This is a genomic window from Thermopirellula anaerolimosa, assembly GCF_054657335.1.
The window spans coordinates 1,776,189-1,798,178 of record NZ_BAAHYX010000006.1 but is presented as its reverse complement, the minus strand read 5'-3'; the positions used below and the strand labels follow the sequence as shown (position 1 = coordinate 1,798,178).

At 62.5% G+C, this 21,990-nt stretch carries 12 protein-coding genes and 1 tRNA gene; 3 read left to right on the top strand and 10 right to left on the bottom strand.

Translation table 11 applies throughout. From position 1 onward, the window contains the following. The first annotated feature begins 350 nt into the window (after positions 1-350). Entirely contained in the window at positions 351-1,787 is a 1,437-nt protein-coding gene (locus ACYQ6J_RS12560) for a transposase (protein ID WP_460182927.1), read from the top strand. Positions 1,788-2,420: 633 nt separating this feature from the next. On the opposite strand, the gene ACYQ6J_RS12555 is transcribed toward ACYQ6J_RS12560, so the two are convergent. Continuing rightward, positions 2,421-2,493 (bottom strand) — tRNA-Ala (locus ACYQ6J_RS12555). Between the two features lie 461 nt (positions 2,494-2,954). Between ACYQ6J_RS12555 and ACYQ6J_RS12550 the strand changes: the two genes are divergently transcribed. Continuing rightward, on the top strand, positions 2,955-4,391 hold the full coding sequence (locus ACYQ6J_RS12550) for a transposase (protein ID WP_460182922.1): 1,437 nt from the start codon (positions 2,955-2,957) through the stop codon (positions 4,389-4,391). 413 nt (positions 4,392-4,804) lie between these two features. Here the strand turns inward: ACYQ6J_RS12550 and ACYQ6J_RS12545 are convergent, their stop codons facing one another. The 6 genes from ACYQ6J_RS12545 to ACYQ6J_RS12520 all read right to left on the bottom strand — a co-directional run bounded on the left by ACYQ6J_RS12545 (position 4,805) and on the right by ACYQ6J_RS12520 (position 13,088). Beyond that, on the bottom strand, positions 4,805-6,421 hold the full coding sequence (locus ACYQ6J_RS12545; RefSeq protein WP_460184524.1) for a flotillin family protein: 1,617 nt from the start codon (positions 6,419-6,421) through the stop codon (positions 4,805-4,807). After that, entirely contained in the window at positions 6,411-7,163 is a 753-nt protein-coding gene (locus ACYQ6J_RS12540; protein WP_460184523.1) for an NfeD family protein, read from the bottom strand. The genes ACYQ6J_RS12545 and ACYQ6J_RS12540 overlap by 11 nt, the downstream gene beginning before the upstream one ends. 247 nt (positions 7,164-7,410) lie before the next feature. Continuing rightward, positions 7,411-8,529: a glycoside hydrolase family 172 protein gene (locus ACYQ6J_RS12535; RefSeq protein ID WP_460184522.1), complete on the bottom strand. Its 1,119-nt coding sequence runs from the start codon at positions 8,527-8,529 to the stop codon at positions 7,411-7,413. Between the two features lie 229 nt (positions 8,530-8,758). After that, positions 8,759-9,664 carry a tetratricopeptide repeat protein gene (locus ACYQ6J_RS12530; protein ID WP_460184521.1) on the bottom strand — a complete coding sequence of 302 codons (906 nt, stop codon included), beginning with the start codon at positions 9,662-9,664 and terminating at the stop codon, positions 8,759-8,761. A 64-nt stretch (positions 9,665-9,728) separates the two neighbouring features. Then, positions 9,729-10,898 (bottom strand): C45 family autoproteolytic acyltransferase/hydrolase, encoded by a 1,170-nt coding sequence (locus tag ACYQ6J_RS12525; protein ID WP_460184520.1) that lies wholly within the window; start codon positions 10,896-10,898, stop codon positions 9,729-9,731. 264 nt (positions 10,899-11,162) lie between these two features. Further along, positions 11,163-13,088: an ATP-binding protein gene (locus tag ACYQ6J_RS12520; RefSeq protein ID WP_460184519.1), complete on the bottom strand. Its 1,926-nt coding sequence runs from the start codon at positions 13,086-13,088 to the stop codon at positions 11,163-11,165. Positions 13,089-13,566: 478 nt separating this feature from the next. Here ACYQ6J_RS12520 and ACYQ6J_RS12515 point away from each other — a divergent pair, with 478 nt between their 5' ends. After that, positions 13,567-13,878 (top strand): hypothetical protein, encoded by a 312-nt coding sequence (locus ACYQ6J_RS12515; RefSeq protein ID WP_460184518.1) that lies wholly within the window; start codon positions 13,567-13,569, stop codon positions 13,876-13,878. Positions 13,879-14,067: 189 nt separating this feature from the next. Here ACYQ6J_RS12515 and ACYQ6J_RS12510 read toward each other — a convergent pair whose 3' ends face one another. From ACYQ6J_RS12510 to ACYQ6J_RS12500, 3 genes are all read right to left on the bottom strand, one after another. Next, the gene (locus tag ACYQ6J_RS12510) at positions 14,068-17,493 is read right to left on the bottom strand and encodes an efflux RND transporter permease subunit (protein WP_460184517.1); all 3,426 of its coding nucleotides are present in this window, start codon (positions 17,491-17,493) and stop codon (positions 14,068-14,070) included. 184 nt (positions 17,494-17,677) lie between these two features. Then, complete coding sequence (locus tag ACYQ6J_RS12505; protein WP_460184516.1) at positions 17,678-18,859, bottom strand: efflux RND transporter periplasmic adaptor subunit; 1,182 nt, start codon at positions 18,857-18,859, stop codon at positions 17,678-17,680. Positions 18,860-19,286: 427 nt separating this feature from the next. Continuing rightward, positions 19,287-21,854, bottom strand: coding sequence for a hypothetical protein (locus tag ACYQ6J_RS12500; RefSeq protein WP_460184515.1), 2,568 nt, complete (start codon positions 21,852-21,854; stop codon positions 19,287-19,289). Between the last annotated feature and the right edge of the window lie 136 nt (positions 21,855-21,990).

Below are 21,990 nucleotides of genomic sequence, written 5' to 3'. Positions count from 1 at the left end.
AACACTTTCCCAGGATGTCAGAAAGCAGGCGCCCCTTGCCTCGCGGGCCTTCGAGGAGCCCTTTGCGTTGTTCCCATCTCGCGTGATGGATTGAAGTTAGGAAGGGCCTGGAAAGGGTCTTCCCCGCAGGATGTGCGGAAAAGGGGCGGTTTTTCCCGCGATGGAGCGATTTTTCACGATTTTTCGACCAAGCCTGCGAACAAGCGGGGATGTCATGCGTAGTAAATGTATGCGTTCACAAGGATCGGCTTGATCCAAAGCCCCTTGGGTGGTGCGGAACAAGAGCTTTCCCTGCGAAAGCACGCAAAGCGTTGGCTCAATCCCTTGTTCTCCGGCTCAGGAAGACCTCCATGCAAATCCCCAACCTCCGACCTCTCTTCGCCTGGGATACCCTGGAAGATAGTCCCACCATTCGCACCCTGCGGGAATTTCTAACGTCCATTCCCGACGAGGAATTTCTCGCATCTCTGGAGAGATCCCGGGGCAAGGGGCGGAACGACTACCCGGTCCGTGTGCTCTGGGGGACGTGGCTTTTGAAGATCGCCTTGCGGCATCCGACCGTGGAGTCGTGCCTGGCCGAACTGAGGCGGAACGCGGAGCTGCGGAAGCTGATTGGGATCGAATCGGAGGACCGGGTCCCCAACGCCTGGAACATGTCGCGGTTCATGGAGCTGCTGGGCCGGGAACCGTTTCGCAGCCTCCTGCAGGAGATGTTCAACACGATGGTGCGGCGATTAGGCGAGGTGGTGCCGGACTTGGGAGAGAACCTGGCCGGAGACGCCACGGGGCTGAAGGCGCGGCGGAAGGAGGGACAGGCGGCGGAGGAGGAGAAGGCGGAAGGTCTTCCGCAACCCAAGGGCGGTCGCAAGGAGTACACGGACAAGGACGGGAACGTGACGCGGGTGGTGGAGTGGTTCGGGTTCAAGCTGCACCTGGCGGTGGATGTGAAGCACGAAGTGGTGTTGGGGTACAAGGTCACGGAGAGTACGGCCGGGGATGCCGAGACGTTGCCGGCGGTTTTGGAGCAGGTGAAACGGAATCTGCCGCAAGGTCGGATCAAGAGTCTGGCCTATGACAAGGCGGCCGACACGAATCCGGTGCATGAGTTGTTGTCGCGGGAGGGGATCAAGGCGGTAATCGAGAATCGGAGTTTGTGGAAGGAGGAGGCGGAGCGGATGTTGCCCGGCCACGATGGGAACTCGAACATCGTCTACGACGAGGCGGGGACGGTGTACTGTTACGATCGGGTCAGCCAACCGATGGTGCGGTATCGGATGGCCTACATCGGGTATGAGCCGTCACGGGAGACGATCAAGTATCGGTGTCCGGCCAAGCACGAGGGGTGGGAGTGTCCGATGAGCAAGATTTGCAATGCGGGGAAGTCCTATGGGAAGACGGTGCGTGTGCCGCGGGAGATTGACCTGCGACGGTTTCCGGCGATACCCCGGGCGACGCGGAAGTTTGAGCGGTTGTACCGCGGGCGGACGGCGGTGGAACGGGTAAATGCCCGGCTGAAGGTGTTTTGGGGAGTGGATGACGGGAACATCGTCGGGGCCCGGCGGTTTACGGCGGAGGTGGGGGCGGTGATGGTGGTGCACGCCGCGTTTGCGACGCTGTTGGCGATGGCCCCGCGTCGAGAGGGGACGTTGGGAAAGATGCGGCTCAGTCCGATTTCCAAGGCCTTGCGGGAAAGAGTCTACGGCAAGCCTGCCGCCCCGGGACATCCCGAGTCCGGCTCCGCCGCTGAGCAAGAGCCTTCAGGAAAACCCGCCGTAGCGGTCACCTAGGTTTTTTACCCCAGAGCAGCGGACGAATCGGGAATCTTGTCGGTGCTGAGCTCGTCTCGCAGGATGACGGTCTGCGCGGAGTGCGCGCGGAAGGCCGCCAAAGCACCGCTTTGAGGCGTTTTCTTCCCTCGAACGCCGCCTTTTCTTCCTTCGAGTGCCACCTTCCCGCCTCTGGAGTCCCCTCTTTTCAAGACTCCCCGCCCCACGTATTCACCTGATCCCTCTTCCGCGACTCTTCCTGACCTATCCAGCCTCGCGCTCTTAACTCACTCCCCCGCCAAAAAGTTTACAACGCAAACGGCTCGCTGGACGCCATGATCCTCGGTCCCACCCTTTCCCCGCATCCGAACGCCTGACGTTGCTCCGGACTCTTGGGGCAAGCATCCGCGTCGTTTGGCCGCCTCACGTTCGTGACCTGGTTCCCGCTCGAGCGGCGACAAGAGGGCGGCTGGAACGGCAATCGCTTCGACGGCAGCCGCCTGCTGCAAAAGGCACGGCGTGACCGTCGCTCGCGCCGTGCGAGACAACCCGTACCGGCCGCGACCTTCGCAGGCGTCGGTCGCACCCGTGCGGCCTTTTCTTAATTCATAAAAAAAGTCCGGACTCCCAAGGATGTCCGGACTGTGCGAAAAATGGAGCGGAGGGGAGTCGAACCCCCGACCTCTAGAGTGCGATTCTAGCGCTCTCCCAACTGAGCTACCGCCCCGCACAATCTTTTCGGTTGTCCCGCCGAGAAACGTCGCCGAAACTCCGTAAGGAAGCAGCGCGTTTCGCCTTGCGGTCGCCGCCCAAAAGCTTCACGAGTTCTCTCATGCGACCTAGAGACTGATTCTATGTTTTCTCTTACGGCATGTCAAAGGCGGGTGGCGCAAAAGAGCCCTTTGCGTTGTTCCCATCTCGCGTGATGGATTGAAGTTAGGAAGGGCCTGGAAAGGGCCTTCCCGCAGGATGTGCGGAAAACGGGCGGTTTTTCCCGCGATGGAGCGATTTTTCACGATTTTTCGACCAAGCCTGCGAACAAGCGGGGATTGCATGCGTAGTAAGGGTGTGCTTTCACAAGGATCGGCTTGATCCAAAGCCCCTTGGGTGGTGCGGAACAAGAACTTTCCCTGCAAAGCACGCAAAGCGTTGGCTGAATCCCTTGTTCTCCGGCTCAGGAAGACCTTTATGCAAATCCCCAACCTCCGACCTCTCTTCGCCTGGGATACCCTGGAAGATAGTCCCACCATTCGCACCCTGCGGGAATTTCTAACGTCCATTCCCGACGAGGAGTTTCTCACATCTCTGGAGAGATCCCGGGGCAAGGGGCGGAACGACTACCCGGTCCGTGTGCTCTGGGGGACGTGGCTTTTGAAGATCGCCTTGCGGCATCCGACCGTGGAGTCGTGCCTGGCCGAACTGAGGCGGAACGCGGAGCTGCGGAAGCTGATTGGGATCGAATCGGAGGATCAGGTTCCCAACGCCTGGAACATGTCGCGGTTTATGGAGCTGCTGGGCCGGGAACCGTTTCGCAGCCTCCTGCAAAAGATGTTCAACACCATGGTGCAACGGTTGGCCGAGGTGGTGCCGGACTTGGGAGAGAACCTGGCCGGGGACGCCACGGGGCTGAAGGCGCGGCGGAAGGAGGGACAGGCGGCGGAGGAGGAGAAGGCGGAAGGTCTTCCGCAACCCAAGGGCGGTCGCAAGGAGTACACGGACAAGGACGGGAACGTGACGCGGGTGGTGGAGTGGTTCGGGTTCAAGCTGCACCTGGCGGTGGATGTGAAGCACGAAGTGGTGTTGGGGTACAAGGTCACGGAGAGTACGGCCGGGGATGCCGAGACGTTGCCGGCGGTTTTGGAGCAGGTGAAACGGAATCTGCCGCAAGGTCGGATCAAGAGTCTGGCCTATGACAAGGCGGCCGACACGAATCCGGTGCATGAGCTGTTGTCGCGGGAGGGGATCAAGGCGGTGATCGAGAATCGGAGTTTGTGGAAGGAGGAGGCGGAGCGGATGTTGCCCGGCCACGATGGGAACTCGAACATCGTCTACGACGAGGCGGGGACGGTGTACTGTTACGATCGGGTGAGCCAACCGATGGTGCGGTATCGGATGGCCTACATCGGGTATGAGCCGTCGCGGGAGACGATCAAGTATCGGTGTCCGGCCAAGCACGAGGGGTGGGAGTGTCTGATGAGCAAGATTTGCAATGCGGGGAAGTCCTATGGGAAGACGGTGCGTGTGCCGCGGGAGATCGACTTGCGGCGATTTCCGGCGATTCCGCGGGCGACGCGGAAGTTTGAGCGGTTGTACCGCGGGCGGACGGCGGTGGAACGGGTGAATGCCCGGCTGAAGGTGTTTTGGGGGGTGGATGACGGGAACATCGTCGGGGCCCGGCGGTTTACGGCGGAGGTGGGGGCGGTGATGGTGGTGCACGCCGCGTTTGCGACGCTGTTGGCGATGGCCCCGCGTCGAGAGGGGACGTTGGGAAAGATGCGGCTCAGTCCGATTTCCAAGGCCTTGCGGGAAAGAGTCTACGGCAAGCCTGCCGCCCCGGGACATCCCGAGTCCGGCTCCGCCGCTGAGCAAGAGCCTTCAGGAAAACCCGCCGTAGCGGTCACCTAGGTTTTTTACCCCAGAGCGGCGGACGAATCGGGAATCTTGTCGGTGCTGAGCTCGTCTCGCAGGATGACGGTCTGCGCGGAGTGCGCGCGGAAGGCCGATCAAAGACCGCTTTGAGGCGTTTTCTTCCCTCGAACGCCGCCTTTTCTTCCTTCGAGTGCCGCCTTCCCGGCTCCAGAGTCCCCTCTTTTCAAGACTCCCCGCCCCACGTATTCACTTGATCGCTCTTCCACGACTCTTCCTGACCTATCCAGCCTCGCGCTCTTAACTCACTCCCCCGCCAAAAAGTTTACAACGCAAACGGCTCGCCTTCGAGCGAGGTTACACCTCTGGGCGAAAACGCAGGGCCGTCGCCCGCCCGGAAACTCGGACGAAAACGCCGCAATCGGTTTCCCGGAGCGGGCCATCGACGGAAGTCATTCCGCCGACTTCGTCGTCGAAGCGGATGAGGGGACCGGTACCGCTTTGGCCGCGGCTTCGCCCACGGCGGCCAAGGTCTCGGGAATCTCCACGCCGGCCACGTCCTTCATGACTTGCATCATGGGCGGCAGGACTCGGGCCAGGTCGTGAACCCAGCGACTCGTGGCCGAAGTGCCGTCGGCGGATTGGCCGCCGTCCCAGACCACGATCTTATCGAACTTGATGTTCGAAATGGCCTGAGCCGAGGCGTTCACCAACGCATCGAAGTGTTCCAAGAGCAGCATCTGGAAGGCCTTGTCGGCGCCGCCGCAGGCCTCGATGATCTGCCGCAAACCCTCGGCTTTCTTGGCGAGGATTTCGTATTGTCCGCGGGCTTCCGCATCCAGTCGAGAGAACATGGCCTTGGCCTCGCCCTCGGCCTCGATCCGCCGCTTTTCGGCCTCGGCTTCGGCTTCGACGATGATGCGGGCCTTTTCGGCCTTGGCGGGGGCCTCCACCTCGGCGCGCCGCTGGGCTTCCACGCGTTCGGCCTCGGCCAAGGCGGCGCGGGCTAGGGCGCGATGTTGGGCTTCCAGCACCGCCGCCTCCGCTTCCCGTTTGCGCGTCTCACCCAGTTGATACGCCTCGGCCTGCTTGACTTGCAAAGTCGCCTGCGAGGCAGCCACCGTGGCCTTGGCCAGGTTTTCGCCCTCGATGGCCTTGGCTTCCGCGTCGGCCAAGCGAACGCGCATTTGCTGCTCGGCCTCTTTCACCAACGAATCCTTCTCGAAGGCGGCGGTTTGCTCGCCGACTCGTTGCTCTTTTTCCAACTCGGCGACGCGGACGGCGCGATCGCGCTCCGCCTGTCGCGTGCCGATTTCTCGGAACTTCATGGCTTCGGAGACGCTGATCGCCTTTTCGCGTTCGGCTTCGGCGACGCGAATCTCGCCCATCTTCTCGTTTTCGGCGACGTCGCCGCGGGCCTTTTGAATCGCCTGCGAGGCCGCCTTCTGTCCGATCGCCTCGATGTAGCCCGATTCGTCCGTGATGTCGGTGATGTTGACGTTGATTAGCACCAAGCCGATCTTTTTCAGCTCCGGTTCCAGCGAGTTTTGGATGTTCGTGAGGAACGCCTCGCGGTCGCGGTTGATCTCCTCGATGTTCATCGAGGCGATCACCTGACGCAATTGGCCGAAGATGATGTCCTCGGCTTGCTTCTTAATTTCCTGATTGCTCAATCCGAGCAACCGGATGGCCGCGTTTTGCATTAACTCGGGCGAGGTCCCGATCGCCACCGTGAACACGCTGGGTACGTTGACGCGAATGTTCTCCATCGAAAGCGCCCCGCGAAGGGGGATTTCGATCTGCATCGGCTCAAGGCTCAGCCAGGCATAGTCTTGCAGGAGGGGAATCACGAATCGAGCGCCGCCGTGCACGCACGTGGCAGCCTGCCCTCGGCCCGACTTGCCGTAAATCACCAGCACGCGGTTGCTGGGGCAACGCTTGAACTGCTTGAGCAAGGCCACCATGCCCAGGAAAAGAAAGATGACCGCGAACACCACCATCAACAGGATCCAAAACGTGGAACTGCCGATGAAATCGCCGGACTGGGCCAACACCAAATCACTGGACATGGTTCGCCTCCTGAGCCTGCGCCGCGAGGGGCGCCACCAACACGGTATCCGGACCAAGGACCTTCAACACGACCACCTGGGTGCCCGCGGGGATGGCGTCCTCGGCGGACACCGCCAAATACTCCATGGTCCGATTCTGAACGTCGACGTGGATCTTGCCGCAACCGGACTGCCGGGCGGGGATCTTCAAGTAAACCATAGCTCGCCGCCCGACGCTCTGGCCGATATGCACGGTTCCTTCGCTGCGTAAAGAGGAAATGGCCCTCATGAGCCAATACACTCCGTACATCGCGCCTAATCCGCACGCCGCGGCGATGATGAGCGATTGCGCGGGAGGATAATCGGCTGCTTGAGCGGCCAGGCCGGATAGTCCGAAGAAGGTGAGCGCGGCGACGAGCGTGCGGAACGAGACGACCTTGAATACTCCGACCGTGGAGGCGTGCGGCGCGGCGCCGTGATCCAGGTGTCCCGCCCCATGGCCCGCGTGGGCCATCTCCGACACGTCCGCGCCGTGCGTCAAATCCGGAGTGTCGGCGTCCACGCCCCCCGCGGCATCCGCGTGAAAATCCGCGCCGCCCGCATCGCCCGAAATATCCCCGTGGAAGTCGCCGCCGAAATCCCCCCCGGCGTCCGCGCCGTCGACGTCGGAAACCTCGCCTCCCAGACCGATGAGAACGAGAATCAGTTGACAGATAAGGACCGTTCCGCCGATGGCCGCGCTGATCGCAAAAATGAGCGACATCACTAACCCCCTTGGCAGGGGTGAGCCTGCCGTACGTGCCAAGAACAGACCCCGATTCGTCGACCGACGCCCGGGGTTACGTTGATAGGATATTCGCCGGACGTGCGACGATCTTGCCGCCCGCCCGGCGGGATTCGTTTTCCGTCAAAAAGGCACGTGGAAGGCCTGCCGTTCCCCACGTGGGCGTAGCTCATGCCGGCATCGCGTGCCCAAAAGGTTCGGCCGTGCGGCGCCGGACGGATCACCGCTAATCCTTCCAGATGTCCCGGATGCGTTCTTCCAGGCTGGGGAAGGCCGGCAAGGGAGCGCTGGGGGCCGGTTCGTACCAAAATGTGGCACAGCACCAATCGTCTTGCGTCTCCTGCAGGCCGTTCTTCCAGGCGATTTGTTGAATCGTGATTCGGCATTCCTTTTGCCAAGCGATGGGGTCCGGGAGATGCCATCGGTACATGGAGACGAAATTGTTCTGATTCAGGGAGCACCCTTGGTAGAACAGCGGTACCTGTTGGATGCCCCAAGCCAGTCCCACGTAATCCTCGCTGCCGGTGCCGCAAATGGTCGGGAAATCGGTGTCGCCGTCCATGTAGACCTTGATCTCGCCTTCACCCCACCATTGGTCCGGGTGCAGATTGCGGATGCCGATGACGGTCCCCAAGTAGCGTCCCTTATTCGTCCGCTTGGGCAAAAGCTCGAAGTCCTGCTTGAGCGTGGTGGGGTTTTCCCGGCGGAAGACCACGTGCAATCGGCCGACGTCGTCGGGATGCTTATCGCCCAGCGTGTAGTCGATCTGGTAAAAGATCGGGGGCGAGCGTTCGCTTTGGGTCTCGTTGGTCAAGGTGATTCGCGCCCGTTTCGTGAACGGCATGGGCAGCCAGATGTTCATTCCCCCGGTCGGGCCGACGGAATGGACGGCGGAAAAATACGGCATGACCTTCCCATGGGCGAACCCGAAGAAATCGCCCACAGGACACTCGATGCTGGGATGTTCCTGGCCTTCCCAGTAGGCGCGAATGACGAGGCTGCGAAGATTCTCGGGCGCCCTATCCGTGGTGAGCCAAATGTGACGGATCGTCCCCGGGCCTTCGATGTCGCACAGTTGGAAGGTTTCGCCGGGCTTGATGTTGCGAGCGGGAGACCCTTTGCGTCCCACTCCCAAATTGCTGGCGGCCTGACCGCCCTTGCCCGGTTCGCCCGTGGGGTTTTCGAACGAGATCGACCGCGAGACCAGTCCCGTATCGAGCAGGTAGGGTTGATGAATCACATCGGGTTGCTGCCCGAGGGCCGCCCAGGTCCAGCATACGGTTGCTGCGACAGCCGGCAAGGTGAGGCTGCCTGAAAACCAAGGTCTCGACACGATTCTTCTCATGACTTCTTCTCCATTCACTGGAACCGACAAAAACCCCCGCCGCCTTACTCGCAGAAGAGCGGCCGACACCGAATCGCGGACCGTTGCGTTCCCAATCTGCCTTGGATCACAAGAACGTGGGCCGCGGTTCAAAACCATCATGCCGATCGAGCGGTCGAATTGCAAGCAACGCAGCGAGCGCGAGACAGCCGAATGAAAACCGCGCGATTGCCCCCGGGACGGGGCGGGCCTAGCGTCGGAAGAACCATTGGCGAGTGAAGACCAGGGCGAAAATGGCCGCCAAGACCACGGTGAGAAGAAGCAAGGATTGGTCCGGTTCGATTCCCCACAGAGCCAAGAGGACCCAAGGAACGATCAGGCAAGTGAGGAAGATCAGGACGAGCAGGATGACCATGTCGCGGGAAACCGGTGGGTTTTCTCCCGCCGGCGGTCGGTGGATACCCCGTTCCACCAGGATGCGATTCAATTGCCGCTTCTTAGCGTCGCGGCGGATGGTCTCGACGACTTGTTCCGCCTCTTTTCGGTCCTCGAGAAGTCGGGTCAAGGCCAAGGCCGAGTCTTCCCGACCGCGAAGATGCAGGAAGACCGCCATCGCGGCCTGGGCTTGCACGTCGTTGGGATCGATTTGCAAGGCCTGTTGAAGGGATCGCTCGGCATCCGCCCATTGCTTCATGCGTAGCTGAGCTTGGCCCAGGATGGTCCAAGCCGCAGCGTCTTGCGGAAGCAGTTCGACGGCGTGGCGGGCGGCCTCCAAAGCCGGTTTGGGACCGCGGTGCACGGTCATGAAGCGGGCATATTCGCGGACGATCTCGGGGCTTTCGCGGCTCAACTCGACGGCGGCCTCCCAGGCCTGCTGCGCTCGACCGAGACGTCCCGCCGCCTCTCCGGCCTGGGCCAACAGCATTTGTGCGTGAAGGTCCCGAGGGGCCAGCCTGGCCGCATATTCGGCCTCTTCCAGGGCCTCTTTGCCGCGGTTCAACCTCAGCAAGGCGTCGGCCCGCAGCAACCGAGCGATCAGCAAGTCGGGATAGCCCGTCACCACCTGCTCGGACAAACTCAACGCCCGAATCGGTTGGTTTTCGTCCAACGCGGCGATCGCCTGTAGGAGATAGTTTTCGGCGTCCGACCAATCCATGGGCGATCTCCCATGCCGGGAACCCGCTTCAGCGGTTGCTTTCCCCCTTGGCGGGGCGACTCCCTCAGCGAACGGCGGTCGATGGCAAACGCGACTCTGCCGCACCGCTCGTTTCCCGGGAGCGAGCCAACCACGGCGACAGATCGATCCGGCGGTACGGGCCGCGTGTCACGGGGGGCTTTCCCAGGGCCAAATACAATTGCCGAGCCTCCGGTTCGAATACCATCGACTGCACGGTCAGGAACCGCATGTTGACTTCATCCAGTTTGGTGATGATGTCGGAGCGGGAGACATGCGGACGGTTTGCCGCCTCACGCAGAACCGGGTAGCGCGAGCACCACGTCAAGCTGCGCAACTCCGGCGTGCGGAAGTGATTGGTGCAGGCCAGAATGCCGTCCTCGGGTTCGCGAACGGCGAGATTCGCCGGCGTGAACTCCACCACCTGGGCCCGCTGAGGGTCCGCCATGACGATATTCAGTCGGGTGCTGCGTGCCGAAGTCCGCAACAATTCAGCGGCCTCATCGACGTTGCGGCACGTCTCCAGCACTTCCCGCAACATCATGGTGTAGGGCATGGCGTCTTCGGCCACGAAGGGCGATCCGTCGGAAGACAGATGCACTTCATGGACCGCCAGTGCCAACCCCGCCTCGTTGATCCCGCTCAAACATCCCACCATGCCCGGAAAACCGATCGAGGCGAATCGCAACCTTCCTTCATCGGGCAGGTATATTTTGACCACGCTCAGGCGGTCGAGAATACCCACCGAAAAAAAGTCCAAATTGCGGCCGAATCGCACTTTGCCGTCATCACTTTTTCCCGGCAGGACCACCAGAGAGGAGCACGCGAAAGACCGATACAGGTCGGGAATTACGTTGGCGGCGGCGATGTCTTCGTACGTCACTTGGTCGTCCGCCATGGAGACCATGCCCTCGATTTCGCGGCGGTGATGGTCGGGAATTCTCGCCAGATAAGGCCGACTCTTCCGCAAAAAGGCTTCCCAACCGCCGGGGTATTTCAGCAACGCGAGCAGATCCCGCGGAGCACGCAGCATGCCCTCGGCGACGTTCAGGGCGAAGGCCGCCTCTTGCCGTCCCCTTTGCTCGGGCGATCCTCGCAAAATGATAACCGGGACGCCCTCGACGTATCGCAGTTCGCCTTGGTCGTAAGTGCGTGCCGGGCCGAAGACGCCGTCTTCCGCCGAGACATGGAGCGCGGGCGGCAAGAAAGACGACATCGCGACCGCGCAAAGCGCTGCCAAGCCGCAAAGAGCAATCTGCACGTGCCGTCGCGGAAGGGTGATCATGTCATCTGCCCAGCGAAACGCCTGAATGTTGCAGACAGGAGAGGCTTTCTGCCGCCCCACTGTGATGTTATGAGGCCGCCCGAGCGTTTTCAAGCGCGCCGGACGCCGACGATCGGCGGACGGCATCGGCGGGGCGATGGTCGGCCGCGCGGTCGGAAGATGGGGGACCGCCCGGATTGCGAGGCGGAGAAGGTATCAAGAGACGATTCGGCAGGGCAGGCCGCGGCATTCGGAGGCATACTTGGACACTAGGCGAATCAGCGCGTCCTTGGATAGGGGCTTCGCCGCGAAACCATCGCACCCGACTTGAAGGCAGCGACTGCGGTCTCCCGGTTCCGCGTTCGCCGTCAGGGCGATGATGGGGCTATTGTACCCGGACTCGCGCAGAATACGGACGGCTTGATAGCCGTCCATTTCCGGCATCTGCATGTCCATCAAGATGCAATGGAACGGATGGGTGTCTTGCATCGCGTGCAGCGCGGCGCGGACCGCTTCCGTGCCGTTTTCCGCCGTCTCCACCTCCACGCCCACGCCCTGAAGAATGTGGACGAACAGTCGCCGCGTATCGGGGGAGTCCTCCGCCAAGAGCACCCGGGCGGACAGCTCGACGGCGGCGGTCTCGTTTCGGAGGTCGCACTCCGCAGTCGACGCCGCTTCCAAGTCCAAGGCGGGCGAGGTTTCCCACTCCAATTCCGACTGATGGCCCGCGGGTATCGTCAAGCGAAAGCTGCTGCCGAAACCGACTTCGCTGACGACTTGGATTTCACCCCCCAGTCTTCGCGCCAGATTGCGACTGATGGTCAGGCCCAACCCAGTGCCGCCGGAACGTCTCGTCGAACCGCCGCTCACTTGGTAGAAGGGTTCGAAAATGCGTTCGAGCTGATCCGAGGGTATGCCCGTGCCCGTGTCGATGACGTCGAACTCGAGTCGGCAGTCGCCTTCGTCGCCGGTCACGGCCTTGACGATCAACCGCACCGATCCGGTGTCGGTGAACTTGACGGCGTTGCCGACCAGGTTGATCAAAATTTGCCGCACGCGGAAGGGGTCCGACCGAATGGTTCGAGGGAGAGGCGGCCGCAACTCCAAAAGCAGCGGGAGGCCCTTGGCGTCGGCCTTGACCCGCAACAGGGAAAGCACGTCCGCCGCGAGACGAGACGGCGAGAACGATTGTGCCTCCAGCGTCAACTCGCCCGCTTCGATCCGCGCGATGTCCAGAAGATCATTTACGATGCGTAGGAGGTACTGACCGTTGCGGAGAATGGTCTGGATGGCACCCAGTCGCACGGGCGGGGCCTTGGAGATGTCGCCCTCGACGAGCAAGGTTTCGGCGTATCCCAAGATGGCGGTCAAGGGTGTACGGAGTTCATGCGTCACGTTGGCGAGAAATTGATCGCGGACGGCAAGGGCGCGTTCCGCTTCGGCGCGGGCCGCTTCCAGTTCCCGATTCACCTTCTCCAGGTGCTCGGCGTGCTCGCGGACCGCCGTTTCCGCACGCTTTTTCTCCGTGATGTCGCTCAACAACCCCAGGCCCCCTACGTGCCTGCCGAAGCGATCGTAGACGGGATGCACGGCGGCCAAAAGGACGCGAATCTCACCGTCCGGCTTCACGACGCGCAGTTCATATGTTCCGGAAATCCCCCGACGCCGTCGCCGCAGTTGCCCCTGAAAAACCTTGTGATCCTCGGGAGCGATGAAATCCAAGGCGGGCTTCCCCAAGATTTCGCCGGGCGTTCGGCCCAAGATTCGGCAGAAGTGGTCGTTGACGGTGCGCAGGCGTCCGCGGCGATCCACCATCGCCATGGCGTCATCGGCGAACATGACGGCCTGTTCGCCGGACTGGACGTCCAAGGCGTCGAAAAGCGAGACCTCGTCCGAAAAAGCGGCCTCACAGAAGCGGCGTCCAACCAGCAGAATTCCCGCGAATACGGCGATCCAGATCAAGCCCAGGCTGGAAACCACCGCGGGCGAATGGAGGCCGGGATCGCCCAAGGCAATCCCCAGCATGATGGCGGCGACCAGGCATGTCCAAATCAAGGCCGCCGACCAAACGATCCTTCGCCCAGACAATTGCCGGGGCAAACGATCGTCGCAACCGGCAGCGTAAGCGGAGTCGTTGATCAATGGATTCCCCCCCCGTCTCGATGTACTCCTCACCCTTCGTCACAAGTCGGACGATGTCGTGATCGGCGCGTGCCCGCCAACCGCGCCTGAGAGAGACACCGCCGCATCGCGTTGAGACGGGACGCCCCGTCCCCATCCCAGTTCGGTATCTTTGAAAAGTATAGGTCCCAAAAGGCTCCTCTCTTTCCCAAATTGCCGAAGGGACGCTTGGGGAAAAGGGTTTGAAGGGAGGAAGTTCACGGGTTTTTCTAATAAAAAAGGCTGTAGCCGTCGTCCGTGTTATGCCGATACCGTAGTCCGACACGCGGGGGCATGCGCGCCGGGAAATCAACCGCGCCGCCGGGGTCGCGCTTCGAGAACGAGGATCGACGCGCAGCAGCGTTTTGGGGCACGCTTTGTCGGGCGGAGAGTGAGGAGTTTTGGTTGGACAACGGGCGTCACTGACGACGCCCCGGCCCAAGGGAGGGGGGATTCGCTCGTGCGGGAAAAGAGCCGATTCGGATCGACGCTCTTGGCCGCTGCGGGGCTGAGCCTGCTGTGGGCGGCGGAACTCCGCGCGGCCGATCTCGGCGAAACACCGTCATCGGCAACCCCGTCGCGAACTTGGGTTGCTCCTCGCGATTCAACCGTTCGGCCGCTACCCTGGTACGTGCTCCCCGCCCCGAGCAATCCCGTCTTTCGGGGAACGCCTCGGTTTCGATGGGGCGACCTGGGCGTCGAACGCTCCGTCCCTCAATGGAGCGGTCGCGACGACTATTACGGTCGCTGGAGACAGTGGTCGCGATTCTAAAAACCTGTCGCGGAACCCTAGCGCGGGGCTTACCGCCGCGAACCTTTCTTAATGGTCCGCCCAATGACGGCGGTCGATGCCACGGGCTGTTCGCCGGTCAAATTGCTCTCGGCCGTCAGCGCCGACCGCACGCGCTGTGGCGGATTTGTCCTACAGCAGCGCGGAATCGTTCCGCCAGCCTCGGGCGTCTCATTCGCTTTCGGACGGTTTGGCGCTTTCGGACGGTTTGGCGACTCGGACCGCGCCCCCGCTTCGGGCATAGAGCAACCAATAGACGGTCGGAATCACCACCAGCGTGAAGAGCGTGGAAGCGAAGATTCCGAAGATGATGGCCCACGCCAAGCCCGAGAATATCGGGTCCAGGGTGATCACCCAGTTGCCCAGCAGGGTCGTGGCGGAGGTCAGCAGGATCGGTCGCAACCGCACGGCGACGCTGCGCACGATCGCCTCGCGGAGGTCCAACCCGTCGGCCAAGCCGTGATGGATGAAATCGATCAACACCACGGAATTCCGCACCACGATCCCCGCCAAACCGATCATGCCGATCATGGCCGTCGCCGTGAAGAACACCGGGTTGGCGAAACCTTCGATCGGACGGTTCACGATCCAGTTCAACAACAGGAAGCCGGGCATGATCCCGATCATCGTGAGCGGAATGGCCAGCATGATGATCAGGGGCAAGGCGCGGGACTGGGTTTCGAACATGAGCAGGATGAAGATCACGATCAGGGCCGCGCCGAAGGCGATGCCGAGGTCACGGAAGACATCGAGCGTGATCTTCCATTCACCTTCGCCGTTCCACACGACTTGGAATCCGTCCGGCACCGACCAGCGATCGCCGCCGCCCGGCTGAAACCAGGTTCGCGACTCGACCGGCCGAATCTTGGCGGGCTTGTCTTCGCCCGCGGCGAGTTCCGCCGGCGTAGTGCGATCCACCTCCATGTCGATGATGGCGTCGGCGGGGGGCCTGCCGGCCACTTCCCCGAAAACGTACGCGACCCGCCGCAGGTTCTTGCGGTAGATCGTCTTGTCCTCGTAGATCGGCGTCCCGTCCGGGTGCGTGGTCGTGAAATTGCCGATGGCTCCCAGTTGAACCATTTGGCCCATCCGGCCCTGAATGTACAGCGATCGCAGATCGTCTTCCGAAGACCGCTCCGACCGCCGCAGTCGCAGCACGACTTGCAGGGGATTGACTTCGGAGGGGATTTGCAGGTCGGTGGCGGGATAGCCGGACAACGCCAATTGCAGCAGTTGCGCGACGTCTTGCTTGGCCACTGCCGACAGCGCGGCTTTCGGCTGATCCGTAACGAAGACCAGTTTCGGTTGGTCGGCCTCCGCACTGATGTCCACGTCCACGACTCCCGGTTCTCGCAACATCCGGGCCTCGACCTGCTTGGAGACCGCGATCAGCTCATCATAGGTCGCGTCCGGCGGACCGTAGACCTCGGCGGTGATGGTCGAGATGACGGGCGGTCCCGGCGGCACTTCCACCAGTTTGATGTTGGCGCCGGTTTCGCGGGCGATGGCGGCCATGTCGTTGCGAATCCGCAGGATCAACTCGTGCGACTGCTGCGAGCGATGGTCCTTGTGCAGCAGATTGACGCGGATGTCGGCGACGTTGCTCCCTTGCCGGAGAAAATAGTGCCGCACCAACCCGTTGAAATCCATGGGAGACGACAGTCCGCTGTAGATCTGGAAATCGCGAACCTCGCGGAGCGACGCCAAGTACTCGCCGATCCTTCGCGCCACGGCGTCGGTCGTTTCCAGCGTGCTGCCCTCCGGCATATCGATCACCACTTGGAACTCGTTCTTGTTGTCGTAGGGGAGCATCTTGAGCGGGACGACGCGCAAGCCGGGCAGGAGCACGGATCCCACGAAGAGCAGCGCCGTCGTCGCCACCACCCCCCAGGCCGCCCAACGATAACGGAGAATCGGACTGAAGACGGCGCGGCTGAAGCGGTAGACCGGCCGCCGCGTCACGTCGAAACCGCCTTCGTCGTGCGAGGAAAGCGCGGCGCCCCGCAGTGCGTACATGGCCATCCAGGGGGTAATGACCAGCGAAACCAGCAGCGAGGCCAATAGCGTGACCGGGACGTTGAGGGCCATCGGAGCCATGTACGGCCCCATCATGCCCGTGATGAAGGCCATCGGAGCGAAGCTCGCAACGATCGCCAGGGTGGACATCACCAAGGCCGGTCGCACCTCTTGGACCGCGTGCAGCACCGATTCGCGCGGCGGCAAGACCTTCATCGCGAAGTAGCGTGCGATGTTCTCGACATCGGTGATGGGATCGTCCACCAGGAGACCCAAAGCCAGAATCAGGGCGAACAGCGTCACGCGATTGATCGTGTAACCGAACATGTAGTTGACGAAGAGCGTCATGCTGTAGCAGATGGGCACGGCCAGGGCGATGACCACCGCCGCCCGCCATCCGATCGTCAGCCAGATCAGGCCGATCACCGTCAGCACGGCCACGACCAGGGCTTCGACCAATTCGTTCACCTTTTCGTCGGCGGTCTCACCGTAGTCGCGCGTAATGCGGTAGTAAACGCCGGTCGGGAGGATTTGGCCGGCCAACTCCTCCATACGTTTCTCGATCGCCTGGGCCACCCAAACGGCATTGCTGCCTTTCTGTTTGGCCACCGCGATGGTCACCGCCGGATGCACGGACGCGGTAGGAGACGCCTCTCGGGCCTTCAGTTCCTCCGCCGTGACGTGATCGCGCGGGGCCGTGCTGTCCACTGCCGCCGGGCCGAACCCGATCCACGTGTACGAGGTCGCTTCAGCGGGACCGTCGCGGACGTCGGCCACGTCCTTCAAGTAGACCGGGCGACCGCCCGCCACGTTGACGACCAGGTTTTCCAGTTCCAGGGCGTCGCGAACGAAGGTGCCCGCATCCACGACGAACTCGGTATTTTGCTGCTCGAAATGACCTGCCGGCAGATTGACGTTACCCGCGCGCAAGGCCTGCGCCACTTGCAAGGCGGAGGTATTCCGCGCCGCCAAACGAATGGGATCGATTTCCACACGGATTTGTCGCGGTCGACCGCCGACCACCGTCACCCGATTGGTTTGCGGCACCGCCTTCAGCTCATTTTGGGTTTGCTCGGCCAAGCGGCGCAACTCGTAATCGCTGATATCCTCTCGCTGCGACCACAGGGTCAAAGTGACGATGGGCACGTCGTCGATTTCGACGGGTTTGATGACCCAGGCATCGACGCCCGCCGGCGTCTCGTCGATGTAGGCGGATATCTTGGTATGCAGCTTGACCAGCGAGTCTTCGCGGTTTTGGCCCACGTAGAAACGGACCGTGATTACGGCCTGGCCGGGGCGCGACATGGAATACACGTACTCCACGCCGTCGATTTGATAGACGATCCGCTCCAGTCGACTGGTGATCTGCTGCTCGATCTGCTCGGCCGATAGCCCCGGCGCCGACACGAAGACGTCGGCCATCGGCACCACGATCTGCGGTTCCTCCTCGCGCGGCGTGATGGCCAGCGCACCAAGCCCCAGGATCAGCGACACCACCGTGAGCATGATCGCGGAGTCGCCCCGCAGAAAAACATCCACGACCCGCGTCAAAAAAGGGACTTTGGCAGGCGTATCCGTCACGGCTGAATCTCTCCTCGTCGCGAATCGGCACGGTCGGACATCGCTCGACGTTGGTCCGCGGATGCCCTGTCGGCCGAGAATGTTATCGTAAAAGACTCATTTCCCGAAGGCACGGCACGAGCGGCAAGCCGATCCCTGCGATCCGTCCCGCAGAGAGGGCGACCGCCCGCGCTGGAACGGCGAATCACCCTTGAGGCTTGGTCGCGTCGCTATTCGGCGACTGCGGGGTGGAAGCACCCGAGACGGGCACGATGTCGCAGGCCTCGCCCGCTGCTCCCTTGGGCACCGCCACCTTTTCCCCGCCGCGGACGCCGCTGAGCACTTCCGTGTGGCCCGGTCGTCCCAGTCGTCCCGTTTGAATCAGGCGGCGTTCCTTCGTCCCGTCTTCGCGGACGACGTCCACGAACTCCAGTTGACCCACGCGGCGAATGGCGGCCACGGGAATGCACAAATGGTCCCGGACGGCAGCCTCCAGCTTGACTCGCCCGAACATCCCCTCGACCAGGCCGGGGGTTTCCGGCAAGGCGATTTTGACCAATACCGTTCGGCTCGCGGAATCGGCCTGCGGCACCTTTTCATCGACCGTCCCTTCGATCTCGCGGTCCAAGGCGTCGATGTACACGCGAACGCGGTCACCGATCGCCAGCCGCGTCGCCAGATTCTCGATGATGGGCACCTCGAGCCGAAGCGTCTCCGGATCGTACAACGTCAACAGCGGCACGCCCGGCGAAACCGTGTCTCCCTCCTCGGCCAGCCGATCTACGATTTTGCCCTTGCGCGTAGCAGTAATCGTGCAATACGACAGGTTGACTTCGATCTCCGCCACCGCTTGGCGGGCCTTCTCGACATTGGCTTGGGCCTGGTCCAGTCGCGTCTTGAACTCTTGGAACTGCTGCTCGCTCATGGCGCCGGGGTTCTGTTGCCGCAAGCGAACCGCTCGGTCGTAATCGTCCTGGGCCTGCTTCAAAGCCGCCTGGGCGGCGGTCAGGGATGCCTGAGCCTGGTTCAATTGACGCTCCACCGCCGCCCGATCCAATTCGATCAACACGTCGCCGGGCGCGACCTCGCTTCCGGCACGCACATGGATCTTTTGGATTGTGGACATGATTCGGCTGGAGATGGTCGTTCGGTCCGCCGCCCGAATCGTGCCCACGGCCTCCTCCACCACCGGTTTGCGAATCACATCCACCGGTTCGACGGCTTCCTGATTCGGATCGAATCGAGCGACCGAAAGCTCGGTTCGCCCGGGCGGAATGGTTTCGTTGAAGAAGCCGGACAGCCACAGCACCACGCCGACCAAGACGACGATCCCCAGCAGAAAAGGCACGACCTTTTTCACGAAACCCACAACGCCCGCTATCTTCATGACGACGCTCCCATCGTTTGGAATGACACAAGCCCGTTATTCCGTTAGAGAATCAGAGAGGCTTCGGAGTTACAAAGCGGTTGCGGCGGCTCGCCATGCCGTCAGATCTCCCGGGCGAATCAGCCCCCCTCCCAGCGTGCCATCGACCGCACCGCACCACGCGAGGGTGATTGTAATGCGTCGAAACATAACTGGAAAGATAAAGTTTGATTCCGTGCCGGTTAATTGTTTGGCGCTAAGCGGAAACCGGGCGAATGGGTCACAAACTCTGCCGGAACCAGCGATGCAAAGGCCGACGTGGATATCCGATTTCGGACCGCCGTCGGGCGCAACGAAAACGACCGAGCCGAGTAAGGCCCGGTCGTGTACGCTGAATTGTCGATTGTGCGGCGCCGCCGGACGCAAGAATTCCGTTTGATGCGGCCGATCAAGATCCCCGGCGACCGCCTCGCATGGGAGGTGCGCCGGGATAACCGGGCGGAGGACCGGACGCTCCCGGATAGCCGGCGGGCGGTTGCGAGCTTCGAGAACCGGTTCCTCGGGTGCCGCTTGCGGACGTGCGTCCGCGGGTTCGTCCGCCGGGTGCGGATCCGGTCATGTAGCTTTCGTATTCGCTGCCGTACTCGCTGCCGTATTCCGATCCGGTCGTGGGATATCCGTACATCCCGCCGTACGGGGTTTGCGGTTCCGTGAACCGCTTGTATTCCGCCTCGTCCGCGATCTCGTCCCTGACGAAGAGGTTACCTTCGGGATCGACGAGGACGACGGAGGCGGGAAAGGCGTCCTTGGTGGGCAACGTTTCGCCGCCCGAGATGTCGAGGATCATCATCCGGGAGAAGAAATCCAGTTCCGGCTCAGGCTTGGCGGCAAGCGGCCCCCCCATGCCGGAGCCCATCTCTCCGTAACCCAGCATCGGGCCGGGGGTTGGATAATCGCCCGTCGTCGAACCCGGCGTGGATCCCATCTCGGCTGAGGAGCCACCACCGCGTCGCTGACGTCGACCGGGCATGGCCCCCTGATAACCCTCCTCGCCGTACATGTATTCCGACGGATACGGGCTCGCCGTGGTCGTCGTTTCCTTCTTCGGCGGGGCCAGCTTCTTGACCTCCTCGGCGGTGAAATCCACCACGGTCCCGCGGATGAGGTCGGCGAATTCCTGGAACTTCTTCAAGCCGCTACCCGGCTGAAAGACGGTCAAGCCCAAGGTGATCCTCGGCTCCGAGGTGGGAATGCGGCCGGGCTTGGCGGGGCCGGCCAAAACGCTGACGTCGGCCGGCACGCGGACCATGTTGCTGGCTTCGCTCCAATCGGTAATCAGGTAGGGATCCTGAGCGAACGATTCATTTTGGAGATATTGCGGCGGCACGCGATAGTTGGGATTCGTAAGATATAACCGCACGCGATAACGGTACTTCTTGCCCGGCTCCACTTGGTAATCGACGAAGCGGAACAACTTGAGCGGCGCCTCCTTCATGGCGGTCTGCAACGGGATGGCCCCGCCGGGGGCGCCGTAACCGTATTCCGTATAGCCGTAGTCCGTGGAACCCTCCATCCCGGGATAACCGCCGAGGGCGCCGTAGGGCGAAGACGTGCCGTAGGGGGAACCTCCGTAGCCCGGCATCATGCCCGGCGCTCCGGGACGCATTTGCGTCGGGTCGATCGGTGCGTCGGGAATCTCCGGAGCGGGAGGCTGCGCCGCGGCACCGGGTTGCCCGGGCGTTCCGGCGGCACCCGGGCGTTGCGGCATGGTGGTGGGCATCGGCCCGCCGGACCCCATCGGCCCGACCGACCCCGACATTTCGCTGCCGTACATGCCGTATCCTCCGTACATTCCGCCCATGGCGGTGCGCGGTCGTTCCACGAAGGGAATCTCGGGATCGTGCGCGACCTCCGGTCCCCAACTATCCCCGGCGGCAAGCTGGGCCAAAGGCCAGGTCAAAGGCACCTGCCCGGGCGGCATGACGTATTCCGGACTGACGTAGTTGAAGCCGTCTCGCTGAATTCGGGAAGCTTCCGCCCAGCGGACGCGAGCGTTGATCGCCTCCCACTTGAGGGAATCCACCGGTTGATCTTCATCGGTGACCTCGGCGCGTTCGATGTTGTAGTACACGTATTGCGGGCGCTCGCCCAATGCGGTCGGTGCCGTACCATAGGCCCCGCCCCCGTAGCCGGGATAACCCGACGCGCCTGGGTAGCCGCCCATTTCGCTTCCGTATTCGCTGCCATAGCTGGATTCCGCCCCGGGATAGCCGGTGGGCATGGTGGTGCCGTAGCCCATCGCGGAGGACGCGCCGCCGGCCATGCCCGGCACGCGAACCGCGTTCTGCAACACGTCGCGGAAGGCCTGAATCTGCTTTTCCCACTCGATCAGTCCGGTGACCACAACCCAGCGGCGACCGTGCGTGGCACCGCCGGAATAGCCGCCGTAACCCGCCATCCCGTAACCGGAGTATTCGCTCCCGTATTCCGACCCGTAGGCACTCTCGCCGGTCATGACCGGCATGGGAGGGGCGCCCATCGGCCCCGCCGTGCCGTAACCCGTCGAACCCATGGCGCCGGGATAGCCGGTCGCTCCCGCCGTGGTGCGCAGCGTGCTGGGATCAGCCCCCGCCACTGCGCCGTGACCGGCGCCGGCCTTCAGGCCTGTCACGGGAAAGACCTCGGGTTGTCCCCGCTTTTCCAGTTGGGCAAACAGGGGCGGATCGAACGGGGCCGCCAATTGATAGCCCGTCGAAGACACGGCCTCTTTGATCCGCTTCGCCACTTCGGAGAAACCGGGCACCTCGCGAGTCGGGATCGGCTCGGTCCTCTGGAAGTTCTGCTCCGCCTGAGAAGCCATGCTGGTAAGCTGCTCCGGCGTCAAGTCCACAGCCTTGGTGCGAGTGAAGGACATGACGACGAGGCCGAGCGCGGCCAACACGACCAGGGCCAGTACGATCTTTTCCCAATTCTCCGCAAGAAGCCCTTGCACGCCTTTGCCTGTGGTTGCGGCCATGACTCGTTCCTCGCTGTTATTTCGGTTCAGCGGCTGATGCCGATCCCCTTCACTTTCGCCGAACGCCCCTTGCGCCGTCGGCCTTCGCGGCCCCTCAGGCCGAAGAAGCACACGCCGTCCCAGGATTTCCCATTCC